Origin of the sequence: Bombilactobacillus folatiphilus (assembly GCF_023380265.1) — a bacterium.
In the GTDB taxonomy this organism is placed as follows: Bacteria; Bacillota; Bacilli; order Lactobacillales; family Lactobacillaceae; genus Bombilactobacillus; species Bombilactobacillus folatiphilus.
The window spans coordinates 1169930-1195662 of record NZ_CP093366.1; the positions used below are offsets into that span (position 1 = coordinate 1169930).

General features: G+C 40.1%; 23 protein-coding genes and 1 tRNA gene. 6 read left to right on the forward strand and 18 right to left on the reverse strand.

Translation table 11 applies throughout. The annotated features are described in order from the left end of the window. Positions 1 to 65 precede the first annotated feature (65 nt). Complete coding sequence (rlmD, locus tag MOO45_RS05990; RefSeq protein ID WP_249514019.1) at positions 66 to 1454, forward strand: 23S rRNA (uracil(1939)-C(5))-methyltransferase RlmD; 1389 nt, start codon at positions 66 to 68, stop codon at positions 1452 to 1454. A 315-nt stretch (positions 1455 to 1769) separates the two neighbouring features. Further along, the gene (locus MOO45_RS05995) at positions 1770 to 2306 is read left to right on the forward strand and encodes an Abi family protein (protein ID WP_396022428.1); all 537 of its coding nucleotides are present in this window, start codon (positions 1770 to 1772) and stop codon (positions 2304 to 2306) included. Positions 2307 to 2625: 319 nt separating this feature from the next. Here the strand turns inward: MOO45_RS05995 and MOO45_RS06000 are convergent, their stop codons facing one another. The 8 genes from MOO45_RS06000 to map form a co-directional block, all read right to left on the reverse strand. After that, a complete protein-coding gene (locus MOO45_RS06000; RefSeq protein ID WP_249514020.1) occupies positions 2626 to 3057 on the reverse strand; it encodes an OsmC family protein in 432 nt (143 codons plus the stop codon). 106 nt (positions 3058 to 3163) lie between these two features. Beyond that, positions 3164 to 5482, reverse strand: a complete 2319-nt coding sequence (locus MOO45_RS06005; RefSeq protein WP_249514021.1) for a hypothetical protein — start codon at positions 5480 to 5482, stop codon at positions 3164 to 3166. 408 nt (positions 5483 to 5890) lie between these two features. Continuing rightward, positions 5891 to 7051 carry a hydroxymethylglutaryl-CoA synthase gene (locus tag MOO45_RS06010; RefSeq protein ID WP_249514022.1) on the reverse strand — a complete coding sequence of 387 codons (1161 nt, stop codon included), beginning with the start codon at positions 7049 to 7051 and terminating at the stop codon, positions 5891 to 5893. Between the two features lie 10 nt (positions 7052 to 7061). Further along, the gene (locus tag MOO45_RS06015) at positions 7062 to 8306 is read right to left on the reverse strand and encodes a hydroxymethylglutaryl-CoA reductase, degradative (RefSeq protein ID WP_249514023.1); all 1245 of its coding nucleotides are present in this window, start codon (positions 8304 to 8306) and stop codon (positions 7062 to 7064) included. Then, positions 8303 to 9463: a thiolase family protein gene (locus tag MOO45_RS06020; RefSeq protein ID WP_249514024.1), complete on the reverse strand. Its 1161-nt coding sequence runs from the start codon at positions 9461 to 9463 to the stop codon at positions 8303 to 8305. The genes MOO45_RS06015 and MOO45_RS06020 overlap by 4 nt, the downstream gene beginning before the upstream one ends. A 348-nt stretch (positions 9464 to 9811) precedes the next feature. Then, a complete protein-coding gene (galU, locus tag MOO45_RS06025; protein ID WP_249514025.1) occupies positions 9812 to 10711 on the reverse strand; it encodes a UTP--glucose-1-phosphate uridylyltransferase GalU in 900 nt (299 codons plus the stop codon). Between the two features lie 74 nt (positions 10712 to 10785). Further along, the gene (locus MOO45_RS06030; protein ID WP_249514026.1) at positions 10786 to 11739 is read right to left on the reverse strand and encodes a YihY/virulence factor BrkB family protein; all 954 of its coding nucleotides are present in this window, start codon (positions 11737 to 11739) and stop codon (positions 10786 to 10788) included. 2 nt (positions 11740 to 11741) lie between these two features. Continuing rightward, positions 11742 to 12530 carry a type I methionyl aminopeptidase gene (gene map, locus MOO45_RS06035; RefSeq protein ID WP_249514027.1) on the reverse strand — a complete coding sequence of 263 codons (789 nt, stop codon included), beginning with the start codon at positions 12528 to 12530 and terminating at the stop codon, positions 11742 to 11744. 145 nt (positions 12531 to 12675) lie between these two features. On the opposite strand from map, the gene MOO45_RS06040 reads away from it, so the two are divergent. Further along, positions 12676 to 13128, forward strand: a complete 453-nt coding sequence (locus MOO45_RS06040) for a flavodoxin (RefSeq protein WP_249514028.1) — start codon at positions 12676 to 12678, stop codon at positions 13126 to 13128. A 16-nt stretch (positions 13129 to 13144) separates the two neighbouring features. After that, positions 13145 to 13591, forward strand: coding sequence for a GtrA family protein (locus MOO45_RS06045; protein ID WP_249514029.1), 447 nt, complete (start codon positions 13145 to 13147; stop codon positions 13589 to 13591). 65 nt (positions 13592 to 13656) lie between these two features. Here MOO45_RS06045 and MOO45_RS06050 read toward each other — a convergent pair whose 3' ends face one another. Then, positions 13657 to 15009: a serine hydrolase gene (locus MOO45_RS06050; RefSeq protein WP_249514030.1), complete on the reverse strand. Its 1353-nt coding sequence runs from the start codon at positions 15007 to 15009 to the stop codon at positions 13657 to 13659. A 98-nt stretch (positions 15010 to 15107) separates the two neighbouring features. On the opposite strand from MOO45_RS06050, the gene MOO45_RS06055 reads away from it, so the two are divergent. Both MOO45_RS06055 and MOO45_RS06060 read left to right on the forward strand, forming a co-directional pair. After that, positions 15108 to 16028: an aldo/keto reductase gene (locus MOO45_RS06055; RefSeq protein ID WP_249514031.1), complete on the forward strand. Its 921-nt coding sequence runs from the start codon at positions 15108 to 15110 to the stop codon at positions 16026 to 16028. A 73-nt stretch (positions 16029 to 16101) separates the two neighbouring features. Continuing rightward, entirely contained in the window at positions 16102 to 16377 is a 276-nt protein-coding gene (locus tag MOO45_RS06060; protein ID WP_249514032.1) for a type II toxin-antitoxin system RelB/DinJ family antitoxin, read from the forward strand. A gap of 111 nt (positions 16378 to 16488) precedes the next feature. On the opposite strand, the gene MOO45_RS06065 is transcribed toward MOO45_RS06060, so the two are convergent. From MOO45_RS06065 to MOO45_RS06105, 9 genes are all read right to left on the reverse strand, one after another. Continuing rightward, positions 16489 to 17688 carry a NupC/NupG family nucleoside CNT transporter gene (locus MOO45_RS06065; protein ID WP_249514033.1) on the reverse strand — a complete coding sequence of 400 codons (1200 nt, stop codon included), beginning with the start codon at positions 17686 to 17688 and terminating at the stop codon, positions 16489 to 16491. 61 nt (positions 17689 to 17749) lie between these two features. Beyond that, positions 17750 to 19048, reverse strand: coding sequence for a pyrimidine-nucleoside phosphorylase (locus tag MOO45_RS06070; protein WP_249514034.1), 1299 nt, complete (start codon positions 19046 to 19048; stop codon positions 17750 to 17752). A 16-nt stretch (positions 19049 to 19064) separates the two neighbouring features. Next, positions 19065 to 20012 carry a sugar-binding transcriptional regulator gene (locus tag MOO45_RS06075; protein ID WP_249514035.1) on the reverse strand — a complete coding sequence of 316 codons (948 nt, stop codon included), beginning with the start codon at positions 20010 to 20012 and terminating at the stop codon, positions 19065 to 19067. Between the two features lie 14 nt (positions 20013 to 20026). Next, positions 20027 to 21214 carry a phosphopentomutase gene (locus MOO45_RS06080; protein WP_249514036.1) on the reverse strand — a complete coding sequence of 396 codons (1188 nt, stop codon included), beginning with the start codon at positions 21212 to 21214 and terminating at the stop codon, positions 20027 to 20029. Between the two features lie 15 nt (positions 21215 to 21229). Then, on the reverse strand, positions 21230 to 21907 hold the full coding sequence (deoC, locus tag MOO45_RS06085) for a deoxyribose-phosphate aldolase (RefSeq protein ID WP_396022404.1): 678 nt from the start codon (positions 21905 to 21907) through the stop codon (positions 21230 to 21232). 133 nt (positions 21908 to 22040) lie between these two features. Further along, a complete protein-coding gene (gene wecB / locus MOO45_RS06090; RefSeq protein WP_249514038.1) occupies positions 22041 to 23186 on the reverse strand; it encodes a non-hydrolyzing UDP-N-acetylglucosamine 2-epimerase in 1146 nt (381 codons plus the stop codon). 242 nt (positions 23187 to 23428) lie between these two features. Beyond that, a tRNA-Arg gene (locus tag MOO45_RS06095) sits at positions 23429 to 23502 on the reverse strand. A gap of 39 nt (positions 23503 to 23541) precedes the next feature. Beyond that, complete coding sequence (locus MOO45_RS06100) at positions 23542 to 24741, reverse strand: DEAD/DEAH box helicase (protein WP_249514039.1); 1200 nt, start codon at positions 24739 to 24741, stop codon at positions 23542 to 23544. Between the two features lie 7 nt (positions 24742 to 24748). Further along, positions 24749 to 25732, reverse strand: coding sequence for a Gfo/Idh/MocA family protein (locus MOO45_RS06105; protein ID WP_249514040.1), 984 nt, complete (start codon positions 25730 to 25732; stop codon positions 24749 to 24751). Position 25733: the final 1 nt, after the last annotated feature.

Below are 25733 nucleotides of genomic sequence, written 5' to 3' on the forward strand. Positions count from 1 at the left end.
CTCCTTTTGCGTGTGCTATACTGGAAGTCAAAGTTTGACAATAATTATTGAGGAGTCGACTACTTTTGTCAAAAGACACTTTGCCAATTAAAATTGGTCAAAAATTACAGCTCGAAATTAAAAAAATGGGAATTAACGGTGAAGGCATTGGTTATTACCATCAGAAATTAGTCTTTGTGCCGCAAGTTTTACCGGGTGAACAAGTGCAATGTGAAATTACGGCAATTCAGCCTCATTTTTTGCGTGGAAAATGTTTGACAAGAACCCACGACAGTTCCTTACGCAACCACCAAGTGCCCACTTTATACGGAAAAGTTGGCGGCTTAGAATTAGCCCATTTAAAATATCCGGCACAACTCAACTTCAAGCGCCTCATGGTTAAGCAGGCTTTGCAACATTTTCAACCACAAGGTTTTCGCCACTATCAAGTTTTGCCGACCATTGGCATGGATGAGCCGTGGCATTATCGCAATAAAGCGCAATTTCAATTGCAAGAACAAGCTGGCCAAGTGGTGTGTGGACTCTATCAAAATCACAGCCATCAAGTCGTCGATTCATTGACCATGCCGACACAAAGCTGCTTAACGTTAAGTATCTTACAACGCTTAGTGCCAATAATTCAACAACTGCAATTGCCGATTTTTGATGAAGAACATAATTCGGGCATTTTCAAAACGTTGGTCGTGCGCGAGTCAACTTTCACAAAGACATCACAACTCACCGTCATCACTAACTCCCGCAAGTTTCCCAAATTACGGCAATTCTTGGCTTTATTGAACGCACAAATTCCCGAAGTCGATGCACTCTTTCAGAATTATAATCCCGCCCCAAGCCACGATGTCTGGGGAGCAGAAACTAAATTGCTGTGGGGCAAAGAATATCTCGTCGAACAAATCAATAATCAACAATTCGCGCTATCACCACGAGCTTTCTTGCAACTTAATCCCATTCAAACGCAAAAATTATATCAACTTGTGCAAAAAACCATTGATCCACAACCTGATGATATTTTGGTCGACGCATATGCAGGCGTAGGCACGATTGGGATTAGTTTAGCACCAAAAGTTGCCCAAGTTCTCGGCAGTGAAACCATACCAGAGGCGGTGCATGACGCCAATCTTAATGCACAACAAAATCACTTAGCTAACGCCCATTACACGGTTGGCGCGACGGAAGAATTATATCCTAAATGGCTCGCTCAAGGCTTGCGCCCCACCAGTCTCGTTGTCGACCCGCCCCGCGTTGGCTTAGCCAATTCACTAGTTGAATTATTAGTAAAATCAGGACCAGCCAAAGTCGTTTACGTTTCCTGTAATCCCTCCACTTTGGCGCGCGATTTGCGGCAATTAGCCCCAGTCTATCAAGTTCAATCCATTCAACCAATTGACATGTTTCCACAGACACCACATGTGGAAAGTATGACGGTGTTGGAGCGGAAAAAGGAAAGGAGTTGAGTACTGACCTTGAACAAAAAACGGAATTTAAAACTTTAACTGAACAATGCGAGATTATAATTGATCAAAAAAAATTAAAATTATCAAGCGTTGAAAATAAAGAGAAATCAATCAATTAAAAAAAGAACTTCTTCAAAAAATTATTTTGATTTAATAAATGGTTTGGAAGATATCATAACAATTAACGGAAAAGAAAATAAGTATTATGGCAATTACTATGTTGATGATTTACTCACCGTATATAAGCTAAACAAAGATTTACGGACAATGATTTTATCTGTAATTGGAGAATTCGAGATAAGATTAAAATCGTAAATCGCGTATCGTTTTTCTGAAGAGCATCCACATTGCGAAGATTATCATAACCCATCGAATTATAAGAGAATAAGCGTTGATGATAGAGACGAAATATTTTATGCAAGATATGGGTATTCTAGGAATTTGAAGAAAAAACATCCTACGATAAATGAAGGAAAAAAATTTCCATTTTTTATTACTAAAAAACGACAGCGGCGTCCCTACATGAATGCGTATGATGAAAACACACCACTGTGGATTGCAATTAAAGTATTAAACTTTGGACAACTTCATTTGATGTTTTCCATGTTAACTGGTGATATTGCAAAGAACATTTTAAACGATTTCAATCTGGAATCAATTGATAGGAATATGTTTGAATCTATCCTTCATGTCATAAATTGGCTAAGAAATGAATGTGCTCATTTCGAAATGATTAATAAAAGTAGATATAGCGGTAAATACCCATTAGACAAATCATTAATCAAAAAATTAAATTTAATAACCAATCGATCTCATAAAAATTTAAATGTATTTCAAGCATGTGTATATTAGACTTAGTACAACCCTTCAACAAAGATGTAGACAAATTATTAACGGGATCACAACTGTCTAAGACATTAAAATTATCATACTTACGTGAAATAGGTTTTTGGAAAGGTTGTAACTGGGAGTTTAATATTGACTTTGGATCAGAAAAATAATAGCATGTAGACATAAAAGGTGCCGATGATGGCGTTATGTCGCTTAACAGTGCATAATATAGAAAAAACGTTTTGATTCCTTTAATAAGGTGGATAAACGTTTTTTTAATTTCCCATCTTAGCACTATCAACACAGCTTTTAAACAGGAGTTTTCCCGAGTTTATTTCAGTCAAGAAAGACTGTCCTCATCAACCAACAGCACAGAATAATTAGCACTACCACTTAACAATTTAGAAACCGGGCATCTTTTTTCTGCCAGCTGAAGCATTTTTTGCGCTTGTTCAGAACTGACATTGGGAATCCGCACCAACGCTTCGACCAAAAATTCCAGCCCAGTATTGGACTTGCCCATCGTGACATGAACATGGACGCTCGCCTGATGCTCTAGCCCCTGCTCTGCTTCAATCGCCTGCAAAGTCGCGTTCAAACATGTACTTAACGCCAAACCTAATAATTGCTCCGGATTAGTGCCGGGAACATCCATTTTCCGAGGATCGCTGACCGCCACACTAATCCCATGCGGCACATAAGCATAACCTTGCACCCCCGCTTGATTGTAAATATCCGTTTCATACATTTTGCGAAAAGTTGTTCTATCCATCGCCAATTGACTCCATCTTTTTTATATTTGTGATCGTTTTCAAAAAAATTATATCATGTATATCAAAAATAACCTACCGGATAATAAAATCCAGTAGGTTATCCCCTCATAACGAATTGCTGTACGTCCACGTCATGGTGCCACTGTAATTGCCCAGCGGTTTGTCATTAGAATTCAAACGAAAATGTTTATCCGACACATAGCTTGTCAAATCACTAATCCCTTGCGTGGTGAGACCGTCCGTCGTTAAATTGCTGGAAGTCCCATCAATTGATTGATATAAACCAACATCATTGGGTCGGTATTCAATCAGCGCGTTCCCTGAATCCGGCCGCAAGTAAGCGTAAGCGCTCGTGCGCAAATCTTGATTATACTTGACTTGCAGATAATACTGCTTACTGCTAGACGCCGAATAATGACTGAACTTCAATCGACCACTCGTCGTATTGTAAAACGGACTATCAAACACGCGCGGATTGCGTCCAAAATCAATGACATCAGGCACGCGGACAAAATAATCTAAATCCTTGCGTTGCAACGTTGTCGAAGCGGAAGTATTCGAAAGTGTCTGACCATTCATGGTCACATTGATGCCCACCGTATTATACGGCATCTTAGTCGCACTTTCGTGCTTAGCCCCCGGTTCGCCAGCCACAGGATCGGCTTTAGCTTGGGCATTATACGTTAAATCAAGCAAATCCCCGGGACTAAAATTGCCACTGGCCTTGGTGACCGTAATTTTGCCCGTGTTAGGATCGACCGTTGCCGAGGCCGCGGAACGATCACCATTTACCGTCACACTTGGTGCACTATTGCTAAAATCTAACCCCGCATTACGACTACTAAAAGTTACTGGCGATGTTAAGTTGTACATATTAGCTTCGTTTAATTGATATTGCATATGATATTGGAGAGTATCCCCCGGCACATACGTCGCCGAACTGGCATAATCACCGGTGTCTTTCGTGTTCTTCACGCCTAATGTCAATTTAGCGTCAAAAGCTTTAGAAATTGGAATCGTTAAGTCAGGAGCGTCGGCACTCACCGTCTGAGTCTGGCTAGTAGCATCTCTGTTGCTTCCAGAAAAACTCGTCTTCACCACCGCATCGCCTGCCGGTGCGTCGTCAGCTATTGTCACCGGAATATTGACTAAACCGGAAAAATTGTTATAACTGGTCGATGCTGAAGAAGAGACAATTTTCAACTGGCCGGTCGTCGCACTGTAACTAGCCGTTGCCGGCTTGCCAAAAACTTGAATCTGATTCAGATCTGCTTGTGTCACGGATAATCCTGCAGGCAAATTTACATAATAAGTATTAGGATTAAAAGAAAAATTAACATTCGGATCAGTCTGGTTAGCGATTTTGATTTGTAGATTCAACTTATCGCCCGGGTGATTAAACCGTTCCGATTGCGGATTATTGTAACTTTGAGTCAGGACTGGATGGGCCCGTCCAGCTACATCTAATTCAATTTCAACATTATGGCACTGCGTTTCTTGAGGAGCAATTTTTTGAACTGGCCACAACAAATCCATATTACCCAAATAAGAATAATCACGATCACCCAAAACAGTACCAGCAGGATAGTTGTCTGCTTCTTGACCAACTGCATCGCCAAAATTAGTCCCATGAAAATAACCATAACCATTAAAAGTATGATGATAGCCTACAGAATAACGATTTGGTCCATTAGCTACTTTAGTCCTAACAGTCACATTATTTCCACCCAACCTCGTGGTAAAACCCCGATTATCCCCTAATGCTTTGAATGAACCCGTCACGCCTCCTTGAAAAAGTTCTTTTCCCATAGAGGCACCATAGGAATAAGTTGACTGTGAAATGTTTTTAACGAATAATTGATAATTAACTCTAGAAGGTGAATTCTTGGATGGTGTAATCAAACTTTCAGTTAAAAATCCGTGATTCGGAATAACACCGTCAGAAATACTATCCTTCACTGAATAATTCAACCATTTTAAAGCCCTAATTTGTCCCATTCGATCTTTTACCACGTAATATTTCAACAAAGAATTGGGATTATCAATCGGTAAGTACTTATCATAGTCAGGCACCTGTAACAAATCGCCCTTAGCATTCCCATTATCGTCTATATAATGTAAAAAATATTGCATAGAAAAGTTTGAATCATTTCCTAACGTGTCAGAAAAAGCTAAATAATTCACATAAGACGTGGTCATTGGAGCCGGCCAAGGTGTCTCTTCATTATAATCTCTCGTATATTGTAATAAATTTAAACCTAAACCAAAATGGTTTGCTAACTGCAAACTTACTAATGATTTATGATCATTTTCTGGTAAAATTGTTGAATCATTGTCTTGCTCTTCTTGCATGTATTCCGGCGAATTAAAGCCATCATCAATCATATTAGGTGTAATTTCGGGTGGCGCGGTTTTCGTGGCCACTTTAGCTTGCACATTATGTATTGAAACTAAAAAAATCAAACTAGCAAAAATTAATAGGAGTGAACCCCCCCAGGATTTTCTTATGGTTTCTATTAGTTCCAGCTAATCGTGATGAATGATGAGACATTTTAACATACCGCTCCTGTTTTTGTTGGTATTTACACTTGTGAAATTAATTTCAGTTTAGTTGATTGCTGTGACGTTTGCAAATGCCCGAGCAAGCAAGATTGTAAATCATGCCAATTATTTTTCTCAAAAATAGCATTTTAAAGTTCCAATTTCAAAAATATCTTTCATACATCTAGAATTTATCTAAAATCATATATTTTTCTTTGAAATAATTGTTCATAAAAATATTTTTTATTTTTCCACAAAAAAGCGATAAACTTTATTGTTTATCGCTTTAGCTTATTGATATTGACGTTGATGACCCTTAATGCCCGTTAAGCGGTGACGGACTGCTACATCAGAAACATCGACCACTTGCTTTGAACCATCTGTGACTAAGCTTTGCTTGAACTGTTCTTCATATTCAGACATTGTCAAGCTGGTCCGATTAGCCAACAATGCTTGATGTGCTGCTGATTTTAATTGCGACTTAAAATCTGGTTGTAACGTTCCAAAGAACAATTCGGCTTCCGAACCAGAACCATAACTAAATAAACCAATTCGCTCACCAGCTTGTAAGTTCATATCATTTTCTAACAAGGAGATCAAACTTAAATATAACGACCCTGTGTAGATATTACCCACAATCTGCCCATATTGAATACTAGCTTCAAAGCGCTTCGTCAGACGTTGATAAGCTTGCGGTTGGATTTTGGTTTCTAAAGTGCGCAGTGCTTTGCGACCCATCTTTGAAAATGGAATATGAAATAATAACGCCGCTAATTCATCAACTTGAGTTAGTTTTTGCGCACTAGCTTGTTGCCATAAATCCGCAAACATGGAAAGATAGACTTCTTCAGAATATTTGCCTTGTGCGAAAGACTCCGTGGAATAATTGGGACGCCAAAAATCCCAAGTACTTTGACTGGCATAAACTGATTGTTCTTCTAGCGCTAAAATTTGGGGTTCAGCACTCACTAACATTGCGACTGCTCCGGCACCTTGTGTCACTTCGCCGGGACTATTTAAACCGTAACGAGCAATGTCACTGGCAATGACTAGGGCCTTTTGTGTTGGATGCTGGCGAACAAAATCCAACGCCAACTGCAAGCCCGCCGTAGCACCATAGCAAGCTTCTTTGATTTCTAAAGTCCGCATATTTGGGTGTAAATCCAATAAATCATGTACAAAAAGGGCAGATGCTTTGGACTGATCCACGCCACTTTCTGTGCCCACAATCAATAAACCTAACGCCGCTTGATCTAATGGTGTCAGCAGCTGTGCAGCCGCATTAGCCGCCATTGACACAATATCTTGATCTAACGGGGCTACGGCCATTTGCTTTTGCCCAATGCCAATTAAATATTTATTTGGATCCACTTGGCGCGCATGGGCTAGCGCCACCAAATCCAAACATTGATTTGGCGTGTAAAAATCAATTTTATCAATCCCAAACTGCATAATCGTCCTCCTAATTCTCACGTAAATGTTGCAAAATTGCCTGTGCCAACGACAAATTAGCTTGTTGTGGCTGTTTGCGTAATTGGGCCACTACCGCTTCCAACTCCGCACCGTTCGCGCCCGCCATTAAAGCCAAACTTTGCAATTGCAAATTCATATGTCCCGCTTGAATGCCACGTGTCACTAAAGCTCGCAAAGCGGCCAAATTAGACGCCAAACCGACGCTGGCAACAATGCTCATCAACTGTTTTGCTGATGGTTGTTGCAAAATTTTCAAACTCAGTTGCGCTAGCGGTAACGTCGAAATGGCGCCGCCAACTTGACCTAACGGTAACGGCAGTTCAATGGTGCCAACTAACTGATCATCTGTAATTTGCCATTGTGTCCATGTCGGATGTCGGTCAGTTAAATCGGCATAAGCTGCCGCATTGAGATTACGGGTATCATTGCCGGTTGCTAAAACCACAGCGTTCATCCCATTCATAGTTCCCTTATTGTGTGTAGCAGCACGTGAGGAGGACAACTGTGCAAATTGACTAGCCGCCACAATTTTCTTTGCGACCTGTTGACCAGCCATTTTTTTGGTTGCCAACTCTGCAAAAGTAAATTGAGCTTGAACTTGGACTCGTTGGTTAGGTACTTGATTCGATAAAATTGCCATCAATAATTCTAATTGTGGCAATTGCGTTGCCAAATAGTGAGCCACGGCTTCGGTTAAAGTATTGACCACATTAGCTCCCATGGCTTGCGCTGGATCAATCAACAACAAAAATTCTACAAATTCGCCCACTTGTCGGACGGTAATTTGCTTGAAGCCACCACCATGTTGCTCCAAACTCGGATGAGCTTTGGTAGCGACCGCTTTAATTTGGGCCAGATGTTGTGCCAAAAATTGCTCGGCATGCGCTAATTGTCCCATAAACACAATTTGACCGTTTAGTCCTTCACGCCGCACTTTAGTTTGAAAGCCACCTGCTTGTTGGCAACGCTTCGCCGCATTGCTGGCTGCCGCAATCACCGATGGTTCTTCTGTTGCCAGTGGCACCAAGTAAGATTTTCCATCAATGACAAAATTCTGCGCCAAGCCCAGTGGTACCCCAAATGCACCAATCTGATTTTCCACCAAATGACTCGCAATTTCCGTGGGTAAACCTTGACTAGGCGTTAAAAGTTTTAAATCAGCTGCACTCAAATAACCAGCCTGATATAATTGCTGTAAACGTTGTTCTGTGGATAACTCATAAAATTTGGTCATTGCAAATTCTCCACTTCAATCGCTAAACCTTGCCCGCCACCAACACACAAAGCTGCAATCCCTAAACACTGATGTGTGCGTTGCAATTGATGCAATAAAGTGGTGACAATGCGGGCACCAGAAGCTCCTAACGGATGCCCCAAAGCTAGAGCACCACCGTCAATATTGTATTGGGACGGCGCAATCCCGACTTCTTGTTGCACAACCAAACTTTGGCTGGCAAAAGCTTCATTAACTTCAAACAAATCAATTTGTTCAACTTTTTGCTGTTGCTGTGCCAATAATTGTTGAATTGCCAGCACCGGTGTATAACCCATCAATTCTGGTTGATAACCACTTTCTTGATAGGCGACAATTCGAGCTAACGGTGTCAACTGCAAAGCTTGTGCCTGTTGAGCCGTGGTCAGCATCAACAAGCTAGCCCCATCACTCAATGGCGAAGAATTACCGGCGGTCACTGAACCTTTTGCTTGATAAACCGGCTTCAGATTCGTTAACGCGTCTAATGTAGTTTGCGGACGTAAAACTTCATCTTGACTTAAAGAGGCAAACGGAATAATTTCGGCATCAAAGTGCCCGGCCGTTTGCGCTTGCGTGGCTTTTTGTTGTGAAAGTAACGCATATTCATCCAATTGTTGACGTGTTAAATGATATTGTTGATTCAAATTTTCCGCAGTGACGCCCATCGGATATTGACCAAACGCATCATTCAAGCCATCATAAAATAAACTATCAATAACTTCAGACTGATCAAAACTCTGCTTGCCATTACGGCGCACAAAACCCGGTGCTTGTGACATACTTTCCACACCACCGGCTAACACAAACTTGGCATCACCCAAGGTTAGTGCTCCTTGAGCCACCCGCAAGGCTTTTAACCCCGAACCACACACTTGATTGAGGGTCAGTGCTGTGCCCGCTACTGGCAAACCAGCGTTTAATTGAACTTGACGCGCCAAATTTTGTCCCAGACCGGTGGACAAAACATTGCCTAAAATCACTTGATCAATCAGTTGTGGATCAAATTGCTCTCGTATCAGAATTTGTTGAGCTAATTGCGTTGCCAAATCAACCGCACTTAAATTCTTCAAACTGCCCTGAAACTTGCCAATTGGCGTCCGATAAGCCGCCGTAATTACAATGTCATTGGGTTTCAAAAACTTCACTCCTGTAAGATTGCTATTATTTTGATGAAAGAAGAAACAAATGAATGTTCAAACCTTAATCCAACTTGTTGCCGATGTGAAACCAAATTTTCAACTTTACTATGAGGATAATCAGCGACAGCATCTTGGAATCTCCAGTATATCATCAAGCAAATCTAATACAAATCATTATTTAGAACTTAAAACCAGTTCACACACGTCCTACAAAATCTGGGAACTGCGCTTATTACTCAAAACTCAAGATCCAAAAGCCTTAATTGTAGTTGTCCACAAAAAAATTCATCACCAAATCTTTGGAATCAGATTCAGTGATGAATGCGTATACTTCAAATAAAATGCTTACTTATCAGTATTTTCTGCTGCTAATTTTTGTCCCAAATCAATCAAATATTGACGCAATTCGTCCTTAACTTCGGGGTGATTCAAACCATATTCAATGCTGGTTTTCATATAGCCAAACTTATTACCGACATCATAGCGCTGCCCCTTGAATTCATGAGCAAAGACCCGCTGCGTCTTATTCAAGCGGTCAATTGCATCTGTTAATTGAATTTCGTTGCCTGCACCAGGTTCTTGCGTATCCAACATCGCAAAAATATCTGGCGTCAACAAATACCGACCAATAATTGCCAAATTACTAGGCGCTTGTTCAACTGCCGGCTTTTCAACAAAGTTTTTAACACGGTATAACCCCGGATCCACTTCACCATCAGGATCAATAACTCCATATTTAGAAACTTCTTGCTTCGGCACTTGCATTACGGCCAACGTGGAGGCGTGCGTTTGATTGTAATCATTAATCAATTGCTTGGTCAATGGAATTTGATCAGACATCAAATCATCGCCTAACATCACCACAAAAGGTTCATCGCCGACAAATGACTTAGCTAAACTAACTGCATCACCCAAACCATTCGGATAAGATTGGCGTGTAAAATACAAATTCACCCCAATATGGGTTGTATTCTGCACAATTTTTAACAATTCATCCTTATGCTTTGCCTGCAAATTCTGCTCTAATTCAGGCGCCGAATCAAAATGATCTTCAATCGGCCGTTTACCCTTGCCAGTAATAATTAAAATATCTTCAATTCCTGACGCTTTAGCCTCTTCAACAATAAATTGAATCGTCGGCTTATCAACAATGGGTAACATTTCTTTAGCCATTGCCTTTGTAATGGGTAAAAAACGGGTACCTAAACCGGCGGCAGGAATAACTGCTTTGCGAACTTTTACCATAATATCGTGATTCCTCTCAAAATTAAATTCTTAGACTAATCATACAACAAAATCATGAATTTATGACGAATTTCTTACTTATGATACAAACGCTTAATTCCCACCGATTTAACCAATTCACCGCTCATACTACGCGTCATTGCGGCGTTAATTGCTGCACCAATTAAAAAAATATAAGCAATAAAATTCATCCACAAAATTAAAATAAAAAACGTGCCAATTGTCCCATACGAGTTCCAACGACCACCAAAATACTTGATATACAATGAAAAGAACTGTGTCATCAAACTAAATCCCAAAGCTGAAAAAAACGTCCCCGGCAGTAAATAACGTAATTTAATATTGGAATTAGGCAAAAAAACATATGCTAACAATAAAATCCCAATTAAAATAATAGCTGTCACAGGCCATTTCCAGTGCAATAAATTCTGAAACAGATTAGCCTTAAAAGACATATAAGGTGCCAGCCAATCAAGAATTTGCTGACCTAAAATCAAAGTCACCGACAAAATAAGTAAACTGATCACGAATAAGGCTGTAAAGACTACCGCGGTACTTCGCAAAATAATGGAATTCAAGAAAGATTTTTTGGTATAAATGGTTTGATTATCCAGTCCATAAACCAGATTAATACTACGTTTTAAGATATTCACCAAGCCGGAACTAGACCACAAAGTACCAATGATACCAAATGACAACAGACCATCACTTTTTTGCGTGAGCAACTTAACCAGAATTGGATTCAAAAAGCCACCTATTTTGCGGGGCACCAAGTCTTTGATATATGTTAAAACAAAATGAGGATCCAAGTGGAAGAATGGCAAAATACTGCCCACAAACGAAATCAACGGAAAAAAAGATAGTAAACCATAATAAACTACGGCTTTGGATGATATCGCCAAATCCCCATCCTTCATTCCTTGAGATACCAATTGAATGAAGTATTGTCCTTTTTTCCACCATGGCAAATTCGTTTCAAATAAAGGTGTTGGTGTTTGCTCTGAACGTTTCGAGCTTTGTTCAGTCATGATTATAAATAAGCTTGATCCGCAATGGGATCTTGGGAAGTAAGAATTTTGGGACCATCTTTGGTGATCGCCAAGGTATGTTCATATTGAGCTGAAGTCGTTCCATCGGCTGACACAAAATATTCCCAATTATTTGGGGTGAATTTACTGTCAATTTCCCAAGTTCCTAAATTCACCATCGGTTCAATTGTAATTGTCATCCCTTCTTTGAGCCGCAAACCCTTACCCGGTTCACCATAATGCGGCACATTGGGTGCTTCGTGCATTGTCGGCTGAATTCCATGGCCAATCAAATCACGGACTACACCCATTTTTTCTTGATCTTCTACATAATGTTGAATCGCATAACCAATATCACCTAGGCGATTGCCAACGACGGCTTGATCAATCCCCAGATACAAGGCTTTTTTAGTTACGTTCATCAAATGCTGTTTTTCAGGCGAAATCGTCCCCACAGCGTAACACCAACAGGAATCACTTTGATAACCGTCTAATTCTACTGTCATATCAACTTTCACAATATCGCCGTCATGCAAAATTAATTCTTTACGCGGCTCCGCATGAGCCACTTCATCATTGACACACACACAAGTTGCATATTGATAACCTTCAAATCCCTTTTCAGATGGATGCCCACCATGATCGGTAATAAATTTATCAGCAAAATTTTCAATTTCCATGCTGGAGATACCCGGCTTAATAATATTGCGCAACCCTAAATGGGTTTGAGCTAACAGCGCCCCCGATTTTCTCATTCCTGCAATTTCACGTTCTGACTTTAATGTAATCAATCCAATACCTCCACTTTTTTCTCTTTTATAATTATAGCTCACTCACCAAATAATTGACGACCAAAATCATTTTCTGGTTCAGCTTCACGAGAAGCACGTAATTTGGTACAATAGTTGCCGAGATTATGAGATTGGGGTTGGATTGTTGACCAAGGTAAAAATCGTTTACGCCAGCATGACCGGCAATGATGAAGAGATGGCGGATCTGTTGTGCGAAAATTTTGAACAGGCAGGAATGGACGTCGATGTATCTGAAATCTCGCAAACAGATGCTGCTGATTACCAAACTGCGGATCTCTGTGTGTTAGTTAGTTATACTTATTCGGACGGTGACGAAGGTAATATTCCCGATGAAGGTTTGGACTTCTATCACGATTTGGCGGAAACTGATTTGACTGGTAAAATTTTTGGTGTGTGCGGTTCAGGCGACACCTTTTATCAAGATTTTGCCGTTGCGGTGGACCACTTTGCGACCGTCTTTCAACGCGCGGGAGCAATTAAAGGGGCAACTAGTGTCAAAGTAGAATTGGCCCCACAATCAAAGGATGTTGCGAATTTAAACCAATTTGCCCGAACTTTGATCCAACATTTTAAATAGAAAAAGAAGCTTATTAATGAACATTTATAAAAAGCATCGTGATTTCATTATTTATACGATCTATGGCTTTTTGGCCTCCGTCATCAACGTCATTATGTTTAACGTATTGCACAACCATTGGCATATCAATTTATTGCTGGCTAATACCGGTGCTTGGTTAATTGCCAACGTATTTTCATTTATTGTCAATAAAAAATTAGTTTTTCACACTAATTATCAGAGCTGGTCGACATTTTTTAAAGAAAGTAGCCTTTTTTTGTCTCAACGTCTTTTATCGTTGATTCTGGACAATATTATCATGTGGTTGGGCATCAGTTTCTTGCATTGGAACAACTTAATCATCAAAATGGTTGACCAAATCATTGTGGGATTGGTCAATTACTTATCCACACAAGCTATTTTTTTACAAGAAAATAGTCCGATGGTGCAACGAATCCAGCAACACGTTCATAAAAATAAATAGACTGTCAATGTGATCTGAAGTAACTCAACAGATGCGCACTGGGCAGTCTTTTTTAAACTAATTTTTTAAATTTTCTCAAATGTGGTCATTGTGCCTAAAGCTGGTTCAGCCAATAATTGCAAATTACGGTTATTAATTTTTAACGCAATCAACTGGTGTAATAATGGTGCATCAATGAAGAGTTTGCCCTTCAAATCTTGCACGACTGCGCAAGTCATCGTCCCAAATTTCGCCACTAATTGTCCTTTATAATCACGCAATTCAATAGTCCCATAACCAGGATGTTGATAAGTCCCTAACCAACGGGAATGACTGGCAACTTCGAACTTGGTATCGCCAAATTGTGCTTGCTCTTTCGCCTTTTGTTGTGCTTTATTTTGGCGTTCGATATATCGAATTTTTTGGGACCAATCAACTTTGTCTAACCCAGCAGCCGCATCAATAATTTGATATGGCACAGCAAAAGTAGCATTAGTACTATCCATATTAGTCAGCATTACAAAAGACAAGTCCAAATCAGGCACAAAGCCCAACATAGCACAATAACCAATAAACGAACCGCTGTGATAAAAATACTTATAACCACGATAAGTTTCCATCATCATGCCAAAGCCATACGCACTAAACTGCGGCTTAGCAAACGGTCGACTGGGGGTCATGACGACTTGAGGCTTATACATTTGCGCTAAATTATTGGCGTCATGCTTTTGATAATTGTACAAATGAAATTGCGACCAAGCCAACAAATCCTCAGGCATCGACAACATGCTGCTAGCCCCACCCAAATGGCCCGGAGACATAAAAGTAATTTTCTTTCGCCCCTGTGTAAATCTAAAGTACGGTGGCGCAATGGGCGCCAAACTCCGCTCATCATGAACATAAGTGTGCTTCAATTGTAACAAATCTAATAAATTTTCCTGTAAGTAAGTATAATAATCGGTTCCTAATACTTGTTCCAATGCATAAGTTAACACGCCAAACATCAAATTATTATATTGCATTCGATACCGGACATCGACATTTGGTTTTAAATAACGAACTTTTTGAGCTACTTGCGCCAAAGTCAACGGACCATTAGTAAAACGCATTAAATCATGGGCTGGCAAGCCACTACGATGAGACAATAAATCGCGCCACGTTAATGATTTAGTTGCATGCTCATCAAACATTTGAAAATCAGACCAAGCTTGTTGAATCGGCTGATCTAAATCCAAAATTTTAGCATCTGCCAATCGACAAATGGTTGTCGCTAAAAATGACTTGGAAATCGACGCAATCGGAAAGACCCAGTCGGGGTCATATGTACCATAACCTTGCGTAAAAGTTTGACCATGACTAGAAATGCCGACACCGCAAGCTGGTAAATGAAATTGTTGAATCGTTTGTGCTAATTCACTAGATAATTGTTCAAAATTCATCGTTTTTCTCCTTTTAATGTTTAGTATAAATTTTTAACCTTTAAATACAAGATTTTTTCGGAAATTAATTTTATACTAGCTCCTAGGAGGAAAATATTATGAAATATGTAACAATCAGTCCAGAACTCAATCAAGTTTCGAACCTAGCTTTAGGAATCATGCGCTGGGGCGATCTCACCATTGAGCAAGCAACTGCAGCACTCATTGCCGCTCAACAGTGTGGAATCAACTTTTTAGATTCGGCGGATATTTATAGTCATGGTCGTTGCGAGGAAGTCTTTGGACAAGCCTTTCAAATGGGGAACTTTCAACGAGATGATTGGTTCATACAATCTAAAGTCGGGATTGTGCCACATAAACGTTATGACTTTTCTAAGCAACACCTGTTAGATAGTGTCGACACAATTTTGTCGCGCATGCAAATTGATTATCTGGACTTGTTAGTCCTACATCGACCTGATCCGCTCATGGATTTAACCGAAATCCAAACAGCTTTTGATATTTTGATAGCTAATGGCAAAGTCCATCATTTTGGTGTTTCTAATTTTAATGCCGCTCAAATTAAATTATTACAATCAGGTTTGCACCAAAAATTAGTCGTTAATCAATTACAATTTAGTTTGGCGCATACAGCGATGATCGATTTTGGCTTACATACCAATCTAGATGACGCAGCCGGAATTGATCGTGATGATGGAACCTTGGAGTATTGCCAGCAACACCAGCTAACCGTCCAAGCGTGGTCACCATTTCAACATGGTTTTTCTGTAGGTACCTTTATTGACAACCCCCATTTTGGCAACCTAAACGTTGTTCTGGATCAATTAGCTCATAAATATCAAACTAATAAAAATGCCGTAGCCGCGGCTTGGATTCTACGACATCCCGCAAAGTGGCAAGTAATTCTTGGAACCACCCACCCAGATCATATTATTAATAGCGCCCAATGTAATAATTTTACGTTAACACGTCAGGAATGGTATAACCTCTATCTAGCGGCCGGACATGATTTACCATAGTCCAAGACAAGAATGTCAATTTTTGATTTTATTTTTGCTCAAATGTGCAATAATATAGTTGAGGTGAAAAGATGTGGCTAAAATTGAAGTAAAAATTGCAGACAATGTTAAGCAAAAAGCACAGAATATCCTTCATACACACGGTTTAACGATTTCTGACTTTATGCAGATGGCAATGAATCGGGTTGTTGAAGAAGGACTGCCCCAATATTATGCCTTTGCTGAAAATGAATCTTTGGAACAGTCACTGCAAGAAATCGTCAGTGAACTGCCTAATGAGGAAATCACATCCAAGACAACCGTTTTGGAGGGTATCGCAAACTTAATTGAACAAAATAACAATAAATAAAATTATAAACATTCATTTTATTGAATATGAACGCTAAAAAGGTGCTCACAATTGTCGGACTGTAATTAGTCGAATAATTGGTGAGCACTTTTTTAATGTTTCATAACATAGTTAGAAGTACAGACCTACAATGGTTCCTGTCAAAATTGAAGCCAAAGTTGCACCTAACAACAATTTCATCGAAAATTTTGCCACAAAAGCACCTTGCTTAGCACTAATGGATTTAATAGCCCCCGTAATAATACCAATAACACTAAAATTAGCAAACGAAACTAAATAAGAGGAAATAATCGCCACAGCTTTGGGACTTAAAACATGTAGCAATTTGTGTAATTGTCCTAAAGCAACAAATTCATTTGTCAACATCTTCGTGGCCATCAAGCTGCCAACTTGTTGAATATCTCGGCTAGGAACACCCATCAAATAAGCAATTGGTGAAAAGATATAGCCCAAAATTGTCGTAAAACTGATATGAAAAATAACCGTACAAGTACTATTCAAGAAAGTTACTAAAGCAACAAAACCAATCAACATTGCTGCAACTGTCATCGCTAAATTAAAACCATCCTGAATATAATTACCCACTACCTGAAAGAAAGGTTCCTGAGACAGATCCATCGTTGCCGTCCCAGCATTAATTGCTTGATTTTCCTCAGCCGAAACATCATATGGATTGATCACACAAGACACGATTAATGCTGATAAAATATTCAACAAAACAGCTGTCACGACGAATTTACCAGGCACTAATTGCATATAAGAAGCCACCACAGAAGCTGACACCGCACTCATGGCTGAAGCACAGATCGTATATAAACGTTTTTCGTCTAGCTTAGGAATAATGTCCTTAATCGTCAAAAATACTTCTGGTTGCCCCAAAATGGCTGTTGAAACCGCAAAATAACTCTCTAATTCGCCCATGCCGGCCAATTTATTCAACAGATAACCTGTCCATTTAATAATCCACGGCAAAATCTTCACATAATTTAAAATGCCGACCAAAGCCGAGATGAAGACAATTGGCATCAAAACATTCAAAAAGAAAACCGAGGCACCTTTTTGAATTACCAAACCACCAAAAACAAAATTAATCCCGCCAGCGGCTTGCACCATCAACCAATTAAAGAAATTAGAAATAGCACTCATCGCGTGAATACCACCAGAAGTATTCAGACACAGAAAAGAAATTATGAGTTGTAGCACAAACATAATAAGCATTTTTTTAAATTTAATATGTTTGCGGTCACTACTCACGAACCAGCCAATCACTAGCACTAACAAAATTCCCGTTAACAAGAAAACAAATCGCATATGTTCAGACCTTTCTCAATTTTAAAATTGCTCATTTTGTGTAGAATGGTTAATCCCAGAATCAATCCACAATTTGATAAATCATTGGCTTTTTAGCAGCTTGCTCAGCAATTGTGATATTTTGATATAGCAACTCTTTGATATCGCTCACATCTTTTCGATTACTATAAATTGTTAACAGCGACTCACCTGTTTGCACCGCATCCCCAACCTTTTTGTGTAGTTCAATGCCCACACTATAATCAAGTTGATCCTCAGCTTTTTGTCTTCCACCACCCAACAACATGCTGGCAACGCCAATTTCATCAGCTTTAATTTGAGCCACAACCCCATTTTGTTGTGCCGGTAATTCAATTTGATACTGCGCTTGCGGCATAATCGTGTAATCATCAATGACCCGTACATCGCCACCTTGCGCCTTAATCATTGCTTTGAAACGATCTAAAGCTTTGCCAGAACTAATTGCTTCTTCTAAAAGCTGACGCGCAACTTTTTCATTGGGCGCTTTTTCACCTAAAACGACCATATAGCTCCCCAAAGTCAGCATCAACTCAGTTACATCCGCGGGACCCTTGCCTTTCAAGACGTCAATTGATTCCTCGATTTCCAACGAATTACCAATCTTATAACCTAAAGGTTGATTCATATCTGAAATCACTGCCAGACACTTCAACCCGACCCCTTTGCCAATTGCAACCAAGGCTTTGGCCAAAGCCACCGACTCATCTAACGTTTTCATGAAAGCACCCGCACCGGTTTTGACATCAATTACTAAAGCATCCGTACCTGCCGCAATTTTTTTACTCATAATGGAACTGGCAATCAAAGGAATCGAATCGACAGTATCGGTCACATCCCGCAAAGCATAAATTTTTTTATCGGCTGGCGCAATATCGCCCGTTGCCCCAATAATGGCTAACTTTTCTTGCGCAACTTGCTGAATAAAATCTTGTTCACTCAACTCCACCTGATATCCTGGTATCGCTTCCAGCTTATCTAAAGTTCCACCCGTATGTCCCAATCCGCGACCAGAAATCATTGGGACAGGAATCCCAGTCGCTGCAACTACAGCGGCTAATGGCAAACTGATTTTATCACCGACACCCCCCGTCGAATGCTTATCTACTTTAATCCCATCAATGCTAGATAAATCCAGATGATCGCCTGATTGCATCATTTTCATCGTCAAATCAGCCCGCTCTTGATCGGTCATATCCTGAAAATAGATCGCCATCAGTAACGCGCTTGTTTGATAATCGGGAATTGTTCCATTACAAACACCATCCACAAAAAACTGTAATTCTTCTGGTGTTAATTCTTGGCAGTGCCGTTTTTTATCAATAATATCAACCATTCTCATATTAGTTGACTCCTTTTTATTCATAATTAATCAAACTTTGGGCTAGAGCAGTATCCAAAATTGCAAAATTAGCGTAATGAGCTTTCAAAACAGCATGAACTGCCGCCGCTTTTTGTAAACCACTAGCTATCACGATGGAAGTTTGTTTTTGCTTCAAATCACTAGCCTCAATGCCTACTGTTCGTTGATTCAATTCTTGATCAATAATTTGTCCTTCGCTGTCAATAAAACGTGAAACAATGTCGCCAACCGCTTTAGCTTGTAACGCACTTTTTTGTTGCTGGGTCAAATAACCCAGGTTAAAGAGCAACGAATTACTTCGGACAGTTCCCACACTAAACAGGGCAATATTTGCCTGCTTACCCAAATCCAGAATTTGCTTGATAAACCGATCCTGCTCTACCAAATCCTTCGTCACTTGACTATCAAAAATTGTGGGCAAAGGTAAATATTGCGCTTGCGTGTGAAAAGCTTGCGCTAATTCGTTGATACTTTCGTAAGAAAAAGTCTTTTCATGACTAAAACTAAAACCACCCTTTAATTGGACCGTTTGCACACCTGGGACAATTTGTTCAGTTAAATTCTGTGTCATCGCATGAATTGTTTTCCCCCAGCCGATGCCAATAATGTCATTAGGTTTGACTAGATTAGTTAAAAAGTTGGCCGCGTAAGCTCCGACACTATCTAAATTAGTTGTTTGACCAGCAAAATGCGGCGCTACAACATGAATTTGTGCCTGATATTTCTGCGACAAAATATCCGTTAAATCAGCGTCATTCAAAAATGGATTTTCAATCTGAATTTTCACTAAACCCGATTCTTTCGCCAATTGCAGTAGGCGCGAAATCGTCGGCCGTGATAAGCCCATTTTTTGTGCAATTGCTGCCTGACTTAAATTTTCTTCGTAATAAAGTTGTGCTACCGTTAACGCTTGTTTAAGTTTCGTTTTGTCAGTTGGTTTCATTGTTTCCCTTTTCATCAGTGAAGTTGGTTTAAAAAGCTCGTTCCACAATCATTTGTTTGAACTTGGAAATTATCAGCAATCGTGGCGCCAAAATCGCTAAAAGTAGATCTCGTCTGTAAACTAGTTGGTGCTTGCATGCTTGGTGAGTAGACCAATAATGGCACTAATTCACGCGTATGATCCGTCCCTTGATAGCTAGGGTCATTGCCATGATCAGCCGTAATCATCAATAAATCATCCGCGTGCATTTGATCTAAAACTCGTCCTAAACGTTGATCAAAAGCCATCAACGCTTCGCCGTCACCCTTAATATTGCGACGGTGACCATACATCGCATCAAAATCCACCAAGTTCGTAAAACAAAAGCCTGTGAAATCTTGTTGCATGACATGATCTAAATGATCCATCCCATCCATATTACTCTCATTATGGTAACCTTCGTCAATCCCTTGACTACTAAAGATATCGTTGATTTTACCAATTCCAATCGTCGTCACACCATTTTCTTGTAAGTAGTCCAAAGTCGTTTTGCCTGTTGGTTTGAGTGTAAAGTCATGCCGATTGGCTGTCCGTGTAAAATGATCTTTGTCTGCTCCGACATAAGGACGCGCAATAATCCGCCCTACCGTGTATTCAGGGCCGTTAACTAGGCTGCGCGCATATTCACTAATGCGGTATAATTCTTTGACCGAAATGATATCTTCATGAGCAGCAATTTGTAAAACAGAATCTCCCGATGTATAAATGATCAAATCACCGGTTTTCATTTGTTGTTCGCCTAATTCTGCAATAATCTTGGTGCCGGATTCGGGCCGGTTACCAATAATTTTTCGTCCTGAAAATTCGGCAATTTTCGCTAACAAATCAGCTGGAAAACCGTTTGGAAAAAAGGACAATTTGGTTTTAACTGGTAATTGCATCATTTCCCAATGCCCATCCATACTATCTTTACCAACTGAAACCTCTTGCATATTGCCAAAATATCCTAATGGTTGTTGTACCTTGGGTACACCTAAAATCGGTGTTGCCCGTTGATTGGACAAACCTAATTTTTGTAAATTGGGCAATTTTAAATTGCCATTAAAATATGCACCAATATGCCCTAAAGTGTCAGCGCCTAAATCGGAAAAATCGGCTGCATCATGGGCTTCACCGGTCCCAATTGAATCCAAAACAATTCCAAAAATACGTTTATAAATCATTGTACTTGTTCCTCCTCAATCCTTAGCTCCAGCTAAAATCTTGACTGTTGCACTGACACCTAAACGACTCGCTCCAGCTTCAATCATGCCCAAAGCCTCTTGATAAGAGTGAATTCCCCCCGACGCTTTGACGCCCAAACTTTCCCCAACCGTTGCTCGCATTAAATGGACGTCATTTTCTTTGGCACCCGCAGAACTAAAACCAGTAGAAGTTTTGACAAAATCTGCCTGTGCTTGCTCTGATAACTGACACGCTTTGACAATTTGTTCATCATTCAAAAATGACGTTTCAATAATCACTTTTAACAATTTATCTTGAGCATGAACTGCTTGTACCACAGCCGAAATGTCAGCTTGGACCGCTCCATCATTACCACCAAGCAATTCACCAAGATTAATCACCATATCTAATTCGTCTGCGCCATCACGCATCGCCTGCTGAGCTTCTGCAACCTTGGCTTGCGTACTTGTAGCTCCTAAAGGAAAACCGACCACCACGCAAGTCTGAATTTCACTTTGAGCTAATTGTTGATGAACTAAACTAGCCCAATGTGCGTTCACACAAACCGAAGCAGTTTGATATTGTTTTGCCTCATTGCAAGTCCGGATAATTTCCTCCTTCGTCGCATTCGGTGCCAAAAGTGTATGATCCAAATATTTTGCCAATTGTCTTTTTGTTAAATCTGTCATCATGAAACCCCTTTCTTTAATACAGTTTCCATTATAGATGATTCTTTTTACAAATGTAAAGGATATTTTTGAAAATATGTTCAAAAATAATCAAAAAAACAACCTGAAAAATTGTTTCAGATTGTTAATACCAAATTTAAATTTTAAATTCACTGGGCCGTTGAGTCGTTTGCCCAAAATAATACCAAATGGCCGCACAAATTCGCTCACTGGCCTTGCCATCACCATACGGATTTTTAGCTTGCGCCATTGCTTGATAGGCATCCGAGTCATTCAACAAAGTTTCCATTTCTTGACGAACACGATCAGGATCAGTTCCGACTAATTTTAACGTGCCAGCTGCTACACCTTCAGGTCGTTCGGTGGTATCGCGCAAAACCAAAACCGGCTTGCCCAATGCTGGCGCTTCTTCTTGCACCCCGCCCGAATCACTCATAATAAAATAAGAACGTGCTGCCAAATTATGAAAATCAACCACATCAAGCGGATCAATTAAATGAATCCGCTGGTGATTGCCTAAAACGTCTCGAGCCGCTTGTTGCACCACTGGATTCAGATGGACTGGATACACGATTTCAACATCATCATGTTTTTGCACCACACTCAACATCGCCTGAAAAACACGCCGCATCGGCGCACCTTGATTTTCACGACGATGCATCGTCACCAAAATCATCCGTTTAGCTGGATCCAATTGATCCAAAGCCGTGTGATGATAATCAGTTTGAACCGTTTGCTCTAGGGCATCAATTGCGGTATTACCCGTCACAAAAATCTGTGGTTCTGGATGATGTTCTTGCAATAAATTACTTTTACTTTGCGTTGTCGGTGCAAAATAAAGATCCGCCAAATCATCCGTCATTTGCCGATTCATCTCTTCAGGCCATGGTGAATATTTATCCCAAGTTCTCAAGCCCGCTTCCACATGTCCAATTGCCGTTTGGTGATAATAAGCAGACAATGCTGATGCTAAAGTCGTGGTCGTATCGCCATGCACCAACACAATATCAGGCTGTTCTTGTTCCAAAACTTGATCCAAGTCTAATAAAACCGAACTGGTAATGCCGCTTAAAGATTGTTTTTGTTTCATAATATTTAAATCATAATCTGGTTTAATTTTGAAAATTTTCAAGACCGAATCCAACATTTGACGATGTTGAGCGGTTACCACTGTAATTGTTTGGAAATATTCCTGCTGTTGTTGTAATTTTAAAACTAAGGGTGCCATTTTAATCGCTTCTGGTCGTGTCCCAAAAACGGTCATTACTTTAATTTTCTTCATTGGAACTCCTTAAAAATTTAGCTGAAACTAGGAAGTAGTTATGCAAAAAATCTTCTTGATTGGAATCTTACTCTTTGGTTGTGGATTTAGTCTAGTCTTAGCAATCGACCAACTATTCCAACAAAAATGGCTTTATCTTTTAGTAATTATCATTGATTTGATCATCATAGCCGTTAGCTACTATCTTTATTTTGCCCCACTCTAAAAGAAAAGTCGCTGAGCCAAGGCTAGCGACAACGCGATGATCTCGATCGGATTCGAACCGATGACCTACTGCTTAGGAGGCAGTTGCTCTATCCAGCTGAGCCACGAGACCATAGCTTAATCTTGCCACTAAAACTGAATCCTGTAAAGATTATTTTGCCTGACCATGATAGCCCTTTTGCTTCTGGTGCCGTTGCCGATGTTTATCACGGGCTGTGGACTTCTTTTTGATCGAAGCTGGGGCAGTTTTTTGGGCTACGCTCACCAACTGATCACCTTGCAGTCGCACCTTGTGCAACTTAATCTTTTGCGGCTGCACCAACTCCTGCAATGCTCGAAAATCATGTTCGTTGCCTAAAGTAATGACTTCACCAGTCCGTCCCATGCGGCCCGTGCGCCCGCTACGGTGAATATACTCCGTTAAATCTTGCGGATTGTTCCAATTAATAACTGTCGTTAATTGCGGTAGATCCATGCCTCGCGCCGCAACATCTGTTGTTAACAACAATGAGGTCTCACGAGTACGCAAATCGTTTAACGCATCCGCTCGCCGTTTCTTGGGATCACTCGTGTCCAAAACAGTAAAATAAGTTTTGCGATAACGCATATCGGCCGCGTAACGATGTAATTCTTTACTTGATTGATAAAAAACCAAATTCTGTTTATTTTTACGATGCGCTAATTTTTGCAGTACATTAACCTTTTGATTATTTGCCGTCAACAAAAAATAATGCTGCAAACCGGCTCGAAATTGTGCATCCTGCCGTAAGTCAATCGTCTGAATCTGTTGGGGAAACCAACGCGACAATTGCGAAAAAATATCGGCCGACGTTGCGGAAAACAATCCCAATTGAAATTGTCCTTGCAAACGACTTAACAAGGCACGTACGGTGGTTAATTTATCACTCAATAACACGTCCGCTTCATCTATGATCACAGTTTGGATCTTATTCAATTTGAATTTTCGTTTTTCAACCAAATCTTGAATCCGCCCAATTGTGCCAATGACAACTTCGGGTTTTTGCTTCAAATGTTCAATTTGCCGTCGTACATTAGCCCCGCCAATAACACTATAAACATTTAATTGGGGATTTAATTCTCGCAAAACATTCCGAGTTTGAATCGCTAATTCCTGCGACGGTTCCAAAATCAGACCCTGAATCCCACCACCAGCTTGTACACGTTCCAATAAAGGCATCCCAAAGGCTAATGTTTTGCCAGATCCGGTGGGCGCCAAAGACAAAATTGACTCACCTTGACGTAATGGTTCATAAACCTGTGCTTGAATCGGCGTTAATTGTTGAAAATGATGTTGCTGATAATACTGCTGATATGCTGTTGGAATCTGCATTTATTCCTCATTTCTGATCGGCGCTAAATTTGATTTGTGCTTGTTGACGGACATCGGTTAACAATTGGTTAACTTGATCGGCCAAGTACCACAACCGTTCAAATTCGGCCTGATCATGGTTTTGAATGATGTGACTAAAAGCTTTGGCTTCAGCCAACATCGGATTGTGTTCGTTAAATTGTTGCACATGAGATGTTTGGTTATCCCAGATTTTGCGGACCGTGCCACCATCGTCGAACAACAATGTTTGTTGATTACTATAAATTTCCGATGGCAAATAGGAATTACTAATTTTGCCAACCAATAATGTGACATCAAAGTTTTGATAATGCAAAATTAAGGTACCTTGCCCGTCCACTTGGGTCGCAATCATTTGTGGAAAATATTGCGCTGACATAGGCATTCCAAATAGGCACACGGCATCATATAACAAATACACACCTAAGTCGTAAAGAGCACCACCAGAAAATTGGGGCGAAAAAACATTTGGTTCCTCACCTGCCAAAACTTGGTCATAACGACTCGAATATTTACGATAAGTCAACGTGGCCCCTGTAATTTGGGGTAATTGTTGCACTTTTTGCTGCAAAATTTGAAATTCTGCTTCATGAATATGGCGTGCAGCCTCCAAAACATATCGACTGGGATGCTCTTTTAAGGCTTGTTGTAACGCTAAAAATTCCGCTCGCGTGGAAACTAACGGCTTTTCCACAATGACATGCTTACCAGCAGCTAAGGCCTGCATCGTATCTTCATAATGATGACTATTTGGCGAAGCGACATAAACCACATCCACATCAGAATTAGCAAATAAGTCCACACGTTTCGTAACTAAATTCACATTTGTCAAATTTAATTGTTGTGCCAATTGCTGAGCATGGCTTTTGGTTCGTGAATAAATTGTGGTTAATTGAAAACTATCGCTCGTCGCTGCAGCTTCGACAAATTGCCGCGTAATCCAATTAGTACCAATCACGCCTAATTTCAACATT

Coding starts and splice junctions, on each gene's coding strand:
- MOO45_RS06055 (WP_249514031.1), top strand. CDS start 15,108: ATGAAATATGTAACAATCAGTCCAGAACTCAATCAAGTTTCGAACCTA.
- MOO45_RS06015 (WP_249514023.1), bottom strand. CDS start 8,306: ATGACCAAATTTTATGAGTTATCCACAGAACAACGTTTACAGCAATTA.
- deoC (WP_396022404.1), bottom strand. CDS start 21,907: ATGATGACAGATTTAACAAAAAGACAATTGGCAAAATATTTGGATCAT.
- MOO45_RS06065 (WP_249514033.1), bottom strand. CDS start 17,688: ATGCGATTTGTTTTCTTGTTAACGGGAATTTTGTTAGTGCTAGTGATT.
- MOO45_RS06050 (WP_249514030.1), bottom strand. CDS start 15,009: ATGAATTTTGAACAATTATCTAGTGAATTAGCACAAACGATTCAACAA.
- MOO45_RS06105 (WP_249514040.1), bottom strand. CDS start 25,732: ATGTTGAAATTAGGCGTGATTGGTACTAATTGGATTACGCGGCAATTT.
- MOO45_RS06075 (WP_249514035.1), bottom strand. CDS start 20,012: ATGAAACCAACTGACAAAACGAAACTTAAACAAGCGTTAACGGTAGCA.
- MOO45_RS06045 (WP_249514029.1), top strand. CDS start 13,145: ATGAACATTTATAAAAAGCATCGTGATTTCATTATTTATACGATCTAT.
- MOO45_RS06000 (WP_249514020.1), bottom strand. CDS start 3,057: ATGGATAGAACAACTTTTCGCAAAATGTATGAAACGGATATTTACAAT.
- MOO45_RS06010 (WP_249514022.1), bottom strand. CDS start 7,051: ATGCAGTTTGGGATTGATAAAATTGATTTTTACACGCCAAATCAATGT.
- MOO45_RS06080 (WP_249514036.1), bottom strand. CDS start 21,214: ATGATTTATAAACGTATTTTTGGAATTGTTTTGGATTCAATTGGGACC.
- galU (WP_249514025.1), bottom strand. CDS start 10,711: ATGGTAAAAGTTCGCAAAGCAGTTATTCCTGCCGCCGGTTTAGGTACC.
- MOO45_RS06070 (WP_249514034.1), bottom strand. CDS start 19,048: ATGAGAATGGTTGATATTATTGATAAAAAACGGCACTGCCAAGAATTA.
- wecB (WP_249514038.1), bottom strand. CDS start 23,186: ATGAAGAAAATTAAAGTAATGACCGTTTTTGGGACACGACCAGAAGCG.
- MOO45_RS06100 (WP_249514039.1), bottom strand. CDS start 24,741: ATGCAGATTCCAACAGCATATCAGCAGTATTATCAGCAACATCATTTT.
- MOO45_RS06030 (WP_249514026.1), bottom strand. CDS start 11,739: ATGACTGAACAAAGCTCGAAACGTTCAGAGCAAACACCAACACCTTTA.